General features: G+C 62.7%; 15 protein-coding genes. 7 read left to right on the plus strand and 8 right to left on the minus strand.

What is annotated here, in order from left to right:
• The first annotated feature begins 314 nt into the window (after positions 1-314).
• On the plus strand, positions 315-545 hold the full coding sequence (locus AB4074_RS23900; protein WP_441415611.1) for a hypothetical protein: 231 nt from the start codon (positions 315-317) through the stop codon (positions 543-545).
• Between the two features lie 39 nt (positions 546-584).
• Positions 585-803, plus strand: a complete 219-nt coding sequence (locus AB4074_RS23905; RefSeq protein WP_441415612.1) for a hypothetical protein — start codon at positions 585-587, stop codon at positions 801-803.
• Between the two features lie 78 nt (positions 804-881).
• On the opposite strand, the gene AB4074_RS23910 is transcribed toward AB4074_RS23905, so the two are convergent.
• From AB4074_RS23910 to AB4074_RS23925, 4 genes are all read right to left on the minus strand, one after another.
• On the minus strand, positions 882-1433 hold the full coding sequence (locus tag AB4074_RS23910) for a recombinase family protein (protein ID WP_441415613.1): 552 nt from the start codon (positions 1431-1433) through the stop codon (positions 882-884).
• A gap of 255 nt (positions 1434-1688) precedes the next feature.
• The gene (locus tag AB4074_RS23915) at positions 1689-2819 is read right to left on the minus strand and encodes a hypothetical protein (protein ID WP_441415614.1); all 1131 of its coding nucleotides are present in this window, start codon (positions 2817-2819) and stop codon (positions 1689-1691) included.
• A gap of 470 nt (positions 2820-3289) precedes the next feature.
• Complete coding sequence (locus AB4074_RS23920) at positions 3290-3799, minus strand: hypothetical protein (RefSeq protein ID WP_441415615.1); 510 nt, start codon at positions 3797-3799, stop codon at positions 3290-3292.
• A 227-nt stretch (positions 3800-4026) separates the two neighbouring features.
• Complete coding sequence (locus AB4074_RS23925; RefSeq protein WP_441415616.1) at positions 4027-4245, minus strand: hypothetical protein; 219 nt, start codon at positions 4243-4245, stop codon at positions 4027-4029.
• 267 nt (positions 4246-4512) lie between these two features.
• Here AB4074_RS23925 and AB4074_RS23930 point away from each other — a divergent pair, with 267 nt between their 5' ends.
• The 4 genes from AB4074_RS23930 (at position 4513) to AB4074_RS23945 (ending at position 9513) form a co-directional block, all read left to right on the plus strand.
• Positions 4513-5655 (plus strand): YncE family protein, encoded by a 1143-nt coding sequence (locus AB4074_RS23930; RefSeq protein WP_441415617.1) that lies wholly within the window; start codon positions 4513-4515, stop codon positions 5653-5655.
• A gap of 232 nt (positions 5656-5887) precedes the next feature.
• Positions 5888-6337 carry a DUF5946 family protein gene (locus AB4074_RS23935; protein ID WP_441415618.1) on the plus strand — a complete coding sequence of 150 codons (450 nt, stop codon included), beginning with the start codon at positions 5888-5890 and terminating at the stop codon, positions 6335-6337.
• Positions 6338-7145: 808 nt separating this feature from the next.
• The gene (locus AB4074_RS23940; protein WP_441415619.1) at positions 7146-8489 is read left to right on the plus strand and encodes a ParB/RepB/Spo0J family partition protein; all 1344 of its coding nucleotides are present in this window, start codon (positions 7146-7148) and stop codon (positions 8487-8489) included.
• A 592-nt stretch (positions 8490-9081) separates the two neighbouring features.
• Complete coding sequence (locus tag AB4074_RS23945) at positions 9082-9513, plus strand: hypothetical protein (protein ID WP_441415620.1); 432 nt, start codon at positions 9082-9084, stop codon at positions 9511-9513.
• 60 nt (positions 9514-9573) lie between these two features.
• Here AB4074_RS23945 and AB4074_RS23950 read toward each other — a convergent pair whose 3' ends face one another.
• The 4 genes from AB4074_RS23950 to AB4074_RS23965 all read right to left on the minus strand — a co-directional run bounded on the left by AB4074_RS23950 (position 9574) and on the right by AB4074_RS23965 (position 11612).
• Complete coding sequence (locus tag AB4074_RS23950) at positions 9574-9924, minus strand: hypothetical protein (RefSeq protein WP_441415621.1); 351 nt, start codon at positions 9922-9924, stop codon at positions 9574-9576.
• A 415-nt stretch (positions 9925-10339) separates the two neighbouring features.
• Positions 10340-10669, minus strand: coding sequence for a hypothetical protein (locus AB4074_RS23955; protein ID WP_441415622.1), 330 nt, complete (start codon positions 10667-10669; stop codon positions 10340-10342).
• The gene (locus tag AB4074_RS23960) at positions 10666-11139 is read right to left on the minus strand and encodes a hypothetical protein (protein ID WP_441415623.1); all 474 of its coding nucleotides are present in this window, start codon (positions 11137-11139) and stop codon (positions 10666-10668) included. The genes AB4074_RS23955 and AB4074_RS23960 overlap by 4 nt, the downstream gene beginning before the upstream one ends.
• Before the next feature lie 296 nt (positions 11140-11435).
• Positions 11436-11612, minus strand: coding sequence for a hypothetical protein (locus AB4074_RS23965; protein WP_441415624.1), 177 nt, complete (start codon positions 11610-11612; stop codon positions 11436-11438).
• A gap of 74 nt (positions 11613-11686) precedes the next feature.
• Here AB4074_RS23965 and AB4074_RS23970 point away from each other — a divergent pair.
• Positions 11687-12906, plus strand: a 1220-nt coding sequence (locus AB4074_RS23970) for an IS256 family transposase (protein ID WP_441415625.1), incomplete at its 3' end; no start/stop codon positions are given.

Below are 12906 nucleotides of genomic sequence, written 5' to 3' on the forward strand. Positions count from 1 at the left end.
CCAAGACGATCTTCGACGAGGAAAAGACCATCGGCGTTGACACCTCCAAGGTCAACATCCCCGACACCTTCACCCAGAAGTACGCCCAGGCCGCGCTCAAGCTCGAGGGCTACACCGCCACCACCACCCCCGCCGGCAACGACGGCTAACCGAATCTCCACACAGAAGGCATAGGCGCCACGACACCCCCGGGCAAATGACGCCTCACGGCCGGCCTGCGTGGTCCTCCACGCAGGCCGGCCGCACCTCTCAACGCAGCCACGCAAAACAGAACCCGAGACCCGCACCATGTGCGGCCGGCAGAAAAGAGGACCGTGACAATCGACGAATACGTGCGCGACTGGACAAGGATCCGGACCCGCGACGAGATCAAGCTCAACAAGGACGGCCAGGAAATCGCCCGCGGACTCGCCGACGGTGTCACCGACGACGGGAACACCCTCTGGCTGATCCAACCCGCCGGAAAGGGACGGTCCATGTTCACCCACCAGGACGACATCCTCGCCTTCCGCATCAAGGCCTCAAGACCCTCCCGGCAGATCTGACCCGCGGCCCGCCAAGCCCGCTCCGACAAGGAAACCCCCATGCACGAAACCGCGACGCTCCGCCTCGACATCACCGTCAGCCAGACCCGCAGCAGGGACGACCAGCTCACCGAGGCCGTCAACGAACTGATACCCGCCGCCCTGGAACACCGGCACGGAATCCTCGTCACCCAGCACGACACCGCCAGATACACCCTCGAGGTACACCCGTCCGTCCCCTGCGGAACCATCCACGAAAAAAGCCGTCCGGAAACCTAAAGATGAACCGAAATATATCCCGGTGCGACAACAGGCCCGAGAATTCCCCACCGTCCTGACCATCCCGGCCTGCGCCCGCTACCTCACGGAAGCCCCCCGACGAAGCCACCAAGGAAGAACCCGCAGCCGCGTGGAACAAACGTCAGCCAGGTCCCGGCAATCCATCGCAACAGGAAACCCGAAAGTCGGGTGCATGGGCTTGGCTGCGGTTCCAGTGATGCGCCAGCCTCTGCAGCGGCGTATGACCGGGCCCTGGCTCCGCGTGCCGTTCGACAGGGCGGTACGCGGAGTGTCGGTGCTGAGAATTCCTGGAATCTGCCCGGTTCCTAAACCCCTTGGAAAGCAATGAGACACGATCTCCGGGGACCGCAGCGCCTCCGTAACGCTGGTGTTCAGGACGTCGATCAGGGACCGGCCGAGGCGATCGACCCGCCAGACAACCGCGGTGTCGCCGGCCTCGGCGTACTCAAGCAGCTTCTTCATCCCGGGACGATCGATCGCCGTCCTGCTGCCGAAGGTGACATCGGCGAACACATCCCGATTTTGCACGCCGGCTGCGAGGAGCGCATCGAGTTGAAGTTGGGCGTCCTGGCCGGCGGTGATGATCCTGGTGTACCCGAGTTGTCTCACCGCACCATCCTGTCTCGGAAACACCTAAAATACGCCGCGAGATACGACGGGCAGTGAGACGACTTTGCAAGACGCCCGCCGCCTGGTTGGATTTCTGAACCGAAGCCCGAGTCGTCGCTTTGGCTTTCTCATGAGCAGGCTCGCGTCTTCCGCAAGTTGGCGTATCGCGAATTGGGGGTGGCGCCCGAACGCGAACCCATCCCGGGCCAGGGCGACGTGGCGCGGTTCCCGTTATTCTATTAAGGAATGTGCTGCTTACTGGTTGTTGCCGTTCTGGTTGTCTCCGTGCTGGTCGGTGTCTTGTCCGCGTTGTTCATCCTGTGTTGGGCCGGTGAACATCAGGCCTTTGGGGTGGATGTTCGTGAGTTCCTTGATCGGTGTGAGGCTGCCGGTCCTGAGGTCCAGCGTGTCCAGGGAGGTGGGGCCGGAATCGGGTGCGACCGTGGAGATCGCCTGCCCGGCCTTGAACGGACCGGTGACCGCGTGGATCTTGTTGTTCGCGGGGTCGGTGATCCACAACGTCTGGCCGGCCTTGGCGGCGAAAACGGTGTCGTCGAGCGGCTGAGCGACGGTCAGCGCCTGCAGGGACTGCCTGCCGGTGCCCAGGTTCGCTGCAAAGATCAGCTGCTGGTCGCCTTGGGCGTCAAGCATGAAGTTGCCCTTGAACCGCGGGGCGGCAGAGGGAACGACGGTGTTGGAGTCCGGGTCGGTCAGCGCCAGCGCCAGCGTCGTCTTTGTCCCGGCGTGGGCTCCGTTGGCCAGAGTCGCTGAGGCGTTGTCGGTGAAGAGGGGTGTCAGCTTCGCGGTGGTCCCGTCCAGATCCACGGAGTAGGCCGCTGGCCCCGTGGTGTCGGCGGGGTGCGAGGCGCTGACGAGGATTTTTCCGTCCGTGACGGTGACGGCGTCGGTCCCCCCGCCGTGTGTCAGACCCGAGTAGGTGTAGGCGGTCAGCGGTTTGGCGGCGTCCGGGGTGAGGGCGAAGAAACTGGAGTTGCCGTCCTCGTTAGCGGTCAGGAGGAGCCGGTGGCGGGCTGGGTCGGCCGTGAGTCCGTCGACCTTGCCGGTCACTTGCCAGGACTTGCCGGGTTTCCCGTCGAGACTGTACTGCTGGATCGTGCTGGCGGCAGTACCGGTGGCGGAGGGCTCGCCTAACGCTCCGACCCCGTTTTGGAAGGAAACGTATACGGAATCACCCAGACGGGTGATGTCATCGGGTCCTGACTCGTTGCCGACTGCCGAAAAGGTCTTCACCGAGTATCCGGCCGGCGCATCATGGTTTTCCTCTGCTGAGGCCGGCAGTGCCGCGGCGGCCAGGGTCGCCGCGGTGACCGCGGTGCCGATCAAGACCATCGAAGTGCGCTTCAGCTTGTTCGGTGTCAGAGACATGGATTTGTCCTTCAGTTGGGGAACACAGTCTCTTTGGAAGTTAGGGCCGGTAACAGGCAGGAGCACCACGAGCGGGTAAACATCACTCAACGCCGGGATGAACACCCGAGCGCGGAAGTACTCCCACCAAGTCCTCCAAAGGCGCATCCTGTTGTGGCGTCCCGAGGAAGGATCCTCTACTGATAGTGTCGGCGCGGTTTGCTGCGACGGAGGCCAAGATTCGCGCGCTTGTCAAGATAGCGGTTGCCTGAGACGGACCCGTGCAACGCTGTGGCTGCCGGCGGTGTTCACGGCGAGCAGGCGCCGGCGTTTGACCGTGGAGGGCCTGTTTCCGCGCAGCTTCCCCTCTTGGCTTTGGCGATCTGCACCGGGAACCGTAACGGTCCCGCAGAAGGTTTTCCTGGGGTTCGGGACGTCTCTTCGTCGCACCGCGGATTGGCGGTTCTCTGGTCACCGGCGACGGCCAGCGGCTACCGCCCGCGGGGACCCAGCAGGTAGACGCCGAAGGCGTAGCTGCCCATTGCTACGGCGAAGAGCGAGGCCATGATCATGGAGCTGAAGTCCTCGGCGTAATTGAGGAAGCTGCCGCCATTGAAACCGGCTCCAAGGACGCAGACGAATCCTACTACCGTCGTCGTTACGGCCGCAGGGTCGTGGCTGCCGATCGACTGGAGGAAGGCAGCCAGTGCGACAAGGACGAGGAGCAGGCCCAGCCCGGCGTGCAGGGCGAGCCACAGGCCCCCACCATCCGTGACGGCCCAGCCCACGCTCTGGAGGACCCCGCCGAAGTATTCAGGCGGTTTCGCGCCGGGATGCGAGCCGGGGACTTTGACGAAGAGGTTGACAGCCATGCCCAAGAGGAACTGGGCCAGAAGTGCGATGACGAGGCCGAATTCGGTGCGGCGCACGAGCTCCCGGCGACGCGCTCCGGCACGCGGGTTCAGGTCAACGATGTGCCCTCCCCCGTCCTCTTCCGCCACAGCGACCTCCAGTCCAGGACTGATGAGGCGATCATACGGTGCCCGCGGAGCGTCGGCGCCCGCTGAAGGATCGGCGAGTGGGCCACCGATCTGGAGATGCCTCCACGGTTAGCAGGATCCCCACACCGGCCGCCATAGTGGGCCGGTGAACAATATAACCAAAACCGTGATGGGCATCACTGCTGGGACAATGATGTAGAGGGCCGCACCGGGTTTGCTGCGGCCCTCTACATTCCCGGTAGAGCAATGACAAAGGAGTCTGATATGGCATTGTCGCCATCTGCCCGGGCCATCAATTCAGTAAGATGTCGGTCATCCAGCCGGTCGAAGACTTGAACATCGCGAATGCGCTCTGCCTCAAAAGGAGCAGCAGGCATCGACGCAGGGAGGTTCATCGTCGGCACCGAGCCTTTCACGTGCGAAGCTCCCGCGTTGACCAACTGCACCGGCGCAACCCAGTTGCACCGCGCTGAACAGGCCGGAACTTGACGAAAACGCCCTGACGACACACACCACAATTTCGACCCTACGGAAACGGAAGTCCTGGTCCAGGAGAGCCGGTCTTCCAGCGCGGGTCAGACCGTCCGGGTGGGCATTTCGGACGGATTTCCGCTTCACCCTGCAGTGATCCATAAAGAAGGACCATTCAGCCTCCGCAAGAAATGTGCAGGCCAAAGAACCGTTTTTGCAGATCCATGAACAAGGAGCATCGTTTGAAGATCAGAATTCTATCCGCATTACTCCTCGCAGGCTCAATCGCACTGACCGGATGCGGCAGCGCAAATACTGCCGCCGGTGCGGTCGCGGACAAGGGGAGCTCGACGCCCCGTACCGTTGCAACCATTGCCGTGCCTAATTCGAAAACCCCGCCCTTCAGCTTCGACATCGGCGCCGTCGAAGCAGGCAAGTACTACGTTACGGACCGCAACAACAAGTCCGTCGATGTGGTTGACACCAAGACCAACAAGCTGGAGGCACAGATAACCGGCGGCTTCGCCGGGGCCGGCAAGACCCCCGACACCTCGGGCCCTGACGGAATCGTCGCGGTCCCGGGTGCGGGCACGATATACGTCGGAGACGTCAATTCAGTGAAGGTGATTGATACTGCCACGCAGAAAGTAACGAAAAACATTCCCGTCAGCGCGAACGGCTTCCGTGCCGATGAAGGCTGCTACGACCCCGATGACAACCTCATCATGTTCGCCAGTCCGGGAGACTCGCCGCCCTTCGTAACCTTCATCTCCACGAAAACACAAACCATCGTCGGACACCTCGACTTCAAGGATTCAACCGGCCTTGAAGACTGCAAGTACGACGCCAAGGCCAAGACCTTCAACATCAACAACGACGGCACGCCCACGAACCCGCACGGTCAAATCGACGTCATTCCCGCCAGCTCGGTCGTGGCCGGCGCTCCAGCCGTCAGCAAGTCAGCCCCGCTCGGAGACTGCAATCCGACCGGCATGGTCCTGGGGCCGAACAATGAAATGCTGATCGCCTGCGACCCGCCTGCCGGGAAATCCCTGACCTCCCTCGTTCTCGACAGGACCTCCCTGGCAACCATTGCCACGGTTCCCTTCGCCGGGGCCGATCAAGTGGACTATGACGCCGCGTCGAACAAGTACTTCCTGGCAGGACGTCACTGGGTTCCCGGCGGAGTCGCCTCAACGACCGGACAGGTGTCCTCCCTGGGAGTTGTGGACGGCGCCACCCACGCTCTGAGCTATACGCTGCCGGCCGGCGCCAACGCACACTCAGTGGCTGTCGACAGCGCGTCCGGGCAGGTCTATCTTCCGTTCGCTCCGGGCGTCTCCGCCTTCCCGGACGGAGGCATCCAAGTGGTAGGAACACGGTAATTCGTCACCCCGGTCATCCCTCGAATCCTAGGGAATCGTTGCCCGGCAACGCATCAAGCGCGACGGCCTCCCGCCCATCTCCATGGAGGATCGTCCAGGGAGGGGTGCCGGTGGCGGGCCGGTTTTGTGTTCCCATAATGTAGGGCCGGTCGGGCCGTGCCGGAGGATTTCCGCCGCACGGTGACCGACCGGCTTGCGGGCGCCGTGGCGTCAACCCCTATCCTTTAAGACCATGGGCGACGAAACGGCATCATGTATTGAGTGCGGTGCCAGCGGACGCCTTGGCAATTGCGGTGACCTCTTCCACGCCCTCCTGGCTCTGGATCACCAACGCTTGCAGCCGTGGGGCCGGTTCCATGGGCTGAATGTCGCCTGCTTCCTTCTTCAGCATCCATCACAAGTGCCTACCGGCGCGTCGGGCGGGCTGTGGCAGATGATCACAACGTTCCTGGCCGGCGGCGTAGACGCGGTGAATCAACTCGAATCCGATCGTGTGCGTTCGAACCGACGCGGAGGTAGACCTCCGCTCGTGTTCGAGTCGCCTCCTTCGCGCACCTCGGCACCCTCTGTCACGATCGAGGACGTCTCAGTCGACGGCTCTTTTCCAGCGTCCGGATACGAGCGCCGAATGCTCGAGTGGGCATCCTCGATTGCAGGAGAGAAAACGCATCCGATTCAGTAGACATCGTGAGCCCGCCGGGCGATCGTCCAGCGGGCCCGGTAGACCCATCCTTCAACGCGACACCGAATCCGCCATTCCCGACTCCGGTGGTGCACCGGATGCGCGGTAGTCCCTGAGCACGGCCGCCAGAGCACGCACGGCGGCCGGATCTTCTTCCCAGGAAGTTCCGTTCCGTGTGCAGGCATGGAAGCTGGTCACACCGGCCCCTTCGGCCGCCTGGGAAAGTTCGGCCCAGGCCTGCTCCAGCTCTGCCCGCTGCTCCGGCGTCGATTCTCCGGGCTCCGGCCCGATTCCCCCGGCCGCGGGCAGGCTCTGGTCCGGCGTTTCCGGAAAAAGCTTCGGAACCCCATCGACGTGTGCCCCCTCTGACCTGACCTTGGCAAAAAGTCGTGACGCTCATTGCCCATTATCAGGCACCTGGTTTGCGCTGCGCTTCAACCATTATTGGGGCCTCCGCTTCGCGGCCGGCTGTTGGGTCCAGGGCGCGCCGTCGCAGAGCTCCGGACACCCTGCCCCTGTTGTCTGCGACGTTTTCTGGTTGCTGTCCTCCGGATTCTAGGCGTCCGCTCCACCCCGTCTAGCCCCTCCTGCGTCGGGGCCTGCGGTGCGCGAATTTCCCTGCGGCGCTCCTTCGTCGCTGATTTCCTTGAGGGAATTTCCCGTCCCTTGCCCTGCGGGTAGACAGGGCTCCGTCGGCCGCCGAGCAAGCAAGCTTGCCAGCAACCAAAAAACAACGGGGGGAGAGGGGAAGCTGGCCGGTCACCTAAGCCGCCCCACCCGCCACATCCTCGGAAAAGGACACACAACCATGAACACCACACCCATGCTGGAAATGCTGGACCCCGCGACCCTCACCGTGGACACCAACGTCCGCAAAGAGGCAGGCCTGACAAAGGAATTCGTGGCCAGCATCAAAGAACACGGCGTGCTCGTCCCCGTAGTCGCCCACCGGACCGAGGACGGAAACGTGCACGTGCTGATGGGACAGCGCCGCACGCTCGGAGCGCTCGAAGCAGGACGGAACCGGATCCCCGTGCACATCGTGGACAACCCCGAAGAAGCGGACCGGCTGGCAACACAGGTCGTCGAGAACGACCACCGGAGCGCACTCACGGACGCTGACCGCGCCGAAGCGTTCCACCAGATGTCACTGCTCGGAGTCAGCGCCAGCGTCATCGCCCGCAAAATGGGAGCCAAGAAGGCCGTCGTGGACACCGCATTGAAAGTGAGGTCCAACCCGACCGCAGCCCAGGCACTCGAACTAGGGCTGACGCTGGAACAGTCAGCCGTGATCGAGGAATTCGCGGACGCCCCGGAAGCCGTGGCCACGTTGGAACGGCTCGCCCTGGAGAACCCCGGCGGCTTTGCCCACCAAGCCCAGCGCCTCCGCGACGAGCGCCGTAACGCCGCCCTGATCGCCGAGGCGACAGCCGAGGCCCAAGCCAAGGGCCTGAGCGTGCTGGAGGAAGACCCGGGTTACTACGACTACAAGGGAGCGGCCGCCATAATCTCCAAACTGACCACCCCCGAAGGCGTGCCGCTCACGGATGAGGACGCGGACGCCGTTTATCTCGGCACCGGCTACAGCGGCCTGTACAGGAGGTTCGCGGTGGCCGACTGGAACGCCCGTGGTTTGCGCAAGGAAGGGAAGGCCCCCTCCGGAGGCATGACCGAGGAAGAGAAGGCCGCGCGCCGGGAGGTCATCGAGAACAACAAGGCCATGGACTCGGCCCAGGTGGTACGTCGGGACTTCGTCAAAGCCCTGCTCTCCCGCAAGGCACTGCCCAAGAACGCCCACAGGTTCATCGCCCACACCATCGCCCACTCCAACTACATCCTGGGCAAGGCCTTGAACAAGACCTCCCTGACAGCGGAACTGCTGGGCACCGGCGATGGGCACGGCGAGTTCAAGGCCTACGTGGACAAGCCCTCCACCAAACCCGAAACGGTCACCCTCGCCACCATGATCACTGCCTACGAAGGGAACATCGACCGCACCAGCTGGCGGAACCGCCACAGCGATACCCGCTACTACCTCACCGAACTCATGGCCTGGGGGTACGAACCCAGCGACGTGGAGAAGATCATCCTCACCGACCCCGACACTCCCACCGGGGAAAACACCGGCGCCGACGAACCCGACGCGGCCTAACCTTCTTTGCCGGGCGGAACCCCCGCCCGGCAAAGCCCCGCCCACTCACCACGAACACGGCAGGGAACCTGAAAATGCCGGGGCGGTCCGCCGCGCCCGGGGTAACCACGGCAGCCACTCACCCGCGGCGGACCGCCATCAACGCCACACACCTCAACCATGCCGGGAGCCGCGCCACCAGGAACACCGTCGTTCCCGGAGCGTTGCGGCAGGCATCGGCATGACAAACAGATTCATCCCCAGCTGAACCCATGGATTTCCTTTTTCCGAGGGAAAACAGAATGAGCCGGCGCGCCCGCGCCGGCTCATTCGCCTTCTAGGCCGGGCAGATGGCCGGGGAACTGCACAGCTGCAGGATCCAGCTCCGGGCGCACACCTGGCGGAGTCCGTTATTCCGAACCGTAGATATTCCCCGAATACGGCCACGAAGTAGAAGGGATTCGAGGAAGAAATATCATCCTTGCCGGCGGTATCGCCAGATCAAAGGATTCGTGCTGTGATGTGAGGAAGTGATGCACCACGCATTCCCTGAGTAACCATGGGAGCGGATATGCCGATCCAGAGAACTTCAAACTGGCGCCTGCACGGAGGCATGGTTGCGAAAAAGGACCTCCTTGTCATTGGCATCTTCACGGCAATACTGTCCTGTATCGGCATCTTTGAGCTGATGCTCCGGAGCGGAAGATTGGCGGTCTTCGTCATCCCCCTGCTTGCAGCCGCCGGACTCTATGCGGCCTGGCGTGGATGGAAAAGGAGCCGAAACGTGTCCCCAAGCCCGGCCCGGCACAAATCCAGCCCGCCCAAAAGCAGGGTTGGACCTCTTTGGGCGAATCAACGAACCCTGGCGAACCGCCTCGTTGTCCTTTTCGTTTACATTGCCGGGCTGTGCTGGGCCGGCGTGGTGGTTTCCGGGGGGACGATGGCGACTGCCCTTCTCATGAGCTTCGCAATTCTAGCCACTATAGGAGCGGTTGGTTCATTCGTGTTCAGGCAGAAATCCAGAACCCCAACTGGCCACGGCTAGAAGCAGGTCGTCACCGACTCGGCCACGGTACGCTGGCTTTGTCATCGGCGGATCAGTGAGTCAGGAACCCGGCAGATTTGCGGGGACTTCAATGCTCGCAGGGTCCAGCTCCGGACGGACTCTCACCAGGCGCACAGGATGGCGGAAGGCCCTGCCGGACCAGGCGACGTCGGCCGAAACCTCCACGACCAGCGGCTCCACGAGAGTCAGGCGCACCGTGCCGCTTTCCTTGGTGAACCTGTCCAGCACCCTGTCGCTGATTTCCTCCGGCCACGGATGCTTCCCCCGCGGCGGGTGCAGATACCGGCCCAGGTCCCGGCCTGCCCGGGCCGACAGCGGAGTGGAGCGGCCGACAATCCGCAGCCGCCCACGCATCGGCAGGCCGACGACCACCGTCTCCGGCCGGGCCATCGGGCCGACGACGGCCGCGCAGACGTTCTGTACCCTGGAATCTGTTGTTGCGTTGACTTGCTCCCTCCTGCCAGGCGGAATACCGGCCCAGCAGCTCTACTGGTAGGGGCGACTACTCAGAAGTGCACTATTCGCTCCAAAATAAAAAACGTGGCTCCGCGTGGGCAGATTCTGGTCGCGGGTCCCCTGCGTAGCTTGTGCTCTTCCCAATGCAGCAAAAGGGAACCGTCTGCCGGGCCCGATCAGATTCTCCCTTCGTCGGGAAAACACCTAACCAACCATCCCGGGTGCAGCGATACTCCGGCAGTTGGGATTGGAGCCAACGCTGTCAAGATGAACTCACCCTGGTAGAGGAGAGGACCGAGGCGGCTTGAGCTCGTCATCCTGGGAGCTACGTCCAGGTGAAGGTGCGCCGTCACCGGATCTGGTCGTCATATCGAACCGGGTAGCCGAGCTCTTCCGCGGCTTCAAGAACGGCCTGGGGCGATCGGGGAATAAACGTCCAGGGCATGTTCTCCTCTGCGAGGAAGTTCACCTTCGCGGGCGTCAAGACGTTCGAACGGCCCAGGTACACCTCACGGACGGCGGAACGCTCGACCCGCCACGGCCCAGCAAAGCGCGCGAGCCAACGAAATCTCATCTGGAATTCAATATGTGAATCATCCAGGATCAGCAGAACCCACGGGCCCAGGACCCTATTCATTTTCCCGGGTCTTTCCAGGCCGCCCTCGAATACATAAGTCATCCGGATACCTTAAGTGGATTGAAATTTAGCCATGTCTGTGTCTTAGTATTGCTCTCCCCCGCATGAATTTCAGCTAGGGGTGAATCACCGACACCGAAATTCACGTCGAGTCCGAGTACCACGCCGCCTGGAGCATCACTACATTTGCCGCCGAAGATCCCGACCCCCGCGTCAACGACGTCCCTTGCGGTGATCGCACCGTATCCGAAAGCGCCACCCAACTGGTCAACTGTTCGGGCTGTGCTGTATTGCGCAGATAGATCGGCTCCGACAGCTGGAGTCTGCATCCCCAAACCTACCGTTTCGGTTGATCCGATCGTTATGTTCCCGTTTCGATCGTCAATTGCAATCACGATGCATACTTGGCCAAAACCGCCGAGCATAAATCCAGCCGACGCAACGCCGCACACGTGGAAAGACAATCGCATGCGCAGTGGCGGGGCAAAGGACGTTTCAACGACCGTGGACATGGCATCTTCCAGCTTCGAGTGCCCCGGTCACCTCCGGTGCCTGCCTGCCGGTCGGTATGGAAAGCACCTGTGGCTGGCATAGGTCCAGGCTGACGGCGAATCACATCTGCCGGTGAACTTGGTTCCGTTGATTACGTCGCGTTATCGGTGTCCGATGGACAGGCCGGGTCTGTCGTGTCACCCGTGGGAACACGTTCCAAATGAGCGTCACTCAGAGACTCCCGGCGATGGTCTCGACATGACGCCGTCAGAGCCAAGACTTCCTCGGCAGGACTACCGCTGTGTGGCCTCGAGCACTACCTGGGCATGGGGATGGGAATGACCCTTTCTCGACGGGAGAGGCTGTCTCTGAGCGAGTCTCTTTCCTCGAGCACGTCCAGGAGGGCGGTCGCGTAGGCTTTGAGCCGCTTGTCCAGGTCACGGTTGACCGCGGCGAGCCGGGCATTCCGCTCCTTTTCATTGGACAGGGCCATCCGCGGGACTGTGTAAATAACGGTGTATCCGGCTCGACACGCCGGGCGTTTGGCCTGGCGGGGAGGAGCCCGATATGGCCGCAACACTTGAGGCTGTGCCGAGTACCAAGACCGTTGAAAAACTGACAGACACTGCTGAGGTCGATGCCGCCCGTGAGCTGGTGAGGATGGCCAAGGAACAGGGCCTGGCGCTGACCGGCCCGGATGGGCTGCTGAAGCAGCTGACCAAGACGGTCATCGAGACTGCCCTGGACGAGGAATTGACCGAGCATCTCGGTTATGAACGGCGCGACACGGCGGCCAAGGACACCGCCAACTCGCGCAACGGCACCCGGTCAAAGACCGTGCTGACGGAGACGACCGGCCCGGTGCAGATCGATGTTCCGCGGGACCGGGAGGGTACGTTCGAACCGAAGATCGTCGCCAAGCGCCAGCGGCGGCTGACCGGGGTCGATGAGATGGTCCTCTCGCTCTACGCCAAAGGCCTGACGACCGGGGAGATCAGCGCCCATTTCGCCGAGATCTACGGTGCCTCTGTGTCCAAGGAGACGGTCTCGCGGATCACCGACCGGGTGCTTGAAGAGATGGCCGCCTGGCAGAACCGGCCGTTGGATGAGGTCTACGCGGCGATCTTCATCGACGCCATTGTCGTCAAGGTCCGGGACGGGCAGGTCGCCAACCGCCCTGTCTACGCCGCTATTGGTGTCACTCTGGCCGGGGAGAAGGACATCCTGGGCCTGTGGGCCGGCACTGGCGGGGAGGGCGCGAAGTTCTGGATGAGCGTGCTCACGGACATCAAGAACCGCGGCGTGAAGGACAGCTTTTTCCTGGTTTGCGACGGGCTCAAGGGCCTGCCCGAGGTCGTGGCGAATGTGTGGCCGCTGACGACCGTCCAGACATGCATTATCCATTTGATCCGCAACACCTTCCGTCTGGCCTCGAAGCAGGACTGGGACGCGCTCAAACGGGATGTGAAGCCGATCTACACAGCCGTGAACGCCACGGCGGCCCGGGCAGCGTTTGAGGAGCTTACGGAGCGCTGGGGCAGGAAATACGGGGCGATCGTGCGGCTCTGGGAAAACGCTTGGGAAGAGTTCATCCCCTTCCTGGACTACGACGTGGAAATCCGGCGCGTGATCTGCTCGACGGATGAAATCGTCAAGTCGGGTGCGTCAATCTTTCCTGGTTGGCTCCTGCTGCTGTTGACCGGGGTCGCCGAGGCTCCGGGGTCAAGGGCGGCCGTAGGCCGTCGCGCAGCGATCACGGCAGTGACCCTTGAGGACGGAGGGGCGGC

The sequence above is a fragment of the Arthrobacter sp. 2MCAF14 genome (assembly GCF_052115645.1).
In the GTDB taxonomy this organism is placed as follows: domain Bacteria; phylum Actinomycetota; class Actinomycetes; order Actinomycetales; family Micrococcaceae; genus Arthrobacter.

Excerpts from the sequence above, each read along its gene's own strand:
- AB4074_RS23915 (WP_441415614.1), bottom strand. The coding sequence starts at position 2,819 with ATGTCTCTGACACCGAACAAGCTGAAGCGCACTTCGATGGTCTTGATC.
- AB4074_RS23940 (WP_441415619.1), top strand. The coding sequence starts at position 7,146 with ATGAACACCACACCCATGCTGGAAATGCTGGACCCCGCGACCCTCACC.
- AB4074_RS23905 (WP_441415612.1), top strand. The coding sequence starts at position 585 with ATGCACGAAACCGCGACGCTCCGCCTCGACATCACCGTCAGCCAGACC.
- AB4074_RS23950 (WP_441415621.1), bottom strand. The coding sequence starts at position 9,924 with ATGGCCCGGCCGGAGACGGTGGTCGTCGGCCTGCCGATGCGTGGGCGG.
- AB4074_RS23945 (WP_441415620.1), top strand. The coding sequence starts at position 9,082 with ATGGTTGCGAAAAAGGACCTCCTTGTCATTGGCATCTTCACGGCAATA.
- AB4074_RS23935 (WP_441415618.1), top strand. The coding sequence starts at position 5,888 with ATGGGCGACGAAACGGCATCATGTATTGAGTGCGGTGCCAGCGGACGC.
- AB4074_RS23965 (WP_441415624.1), bottom strand. The coding sequence starts at position 11,612 with ATGGCCCTGTCCAATGAAAAGGAGCGGAATGCCCGGCTCGCCGCGGTC.
- AB4074_RS23955 (WP_441415622.1), bottom strand. The coding sequence starts at position 10,669 with ATGACTTATGTATTCGAGGGCGGCCTGGAAAGACCCGGGAAAATGAAT.
- AB4074_RS23960 (WP_441415623.1), bottom strand. The coding sequence starts at position 11,139 with ATGTCCACGGTCGTTGAAACGTCCTTTGCCCCGCCACTGCGCATGCGA.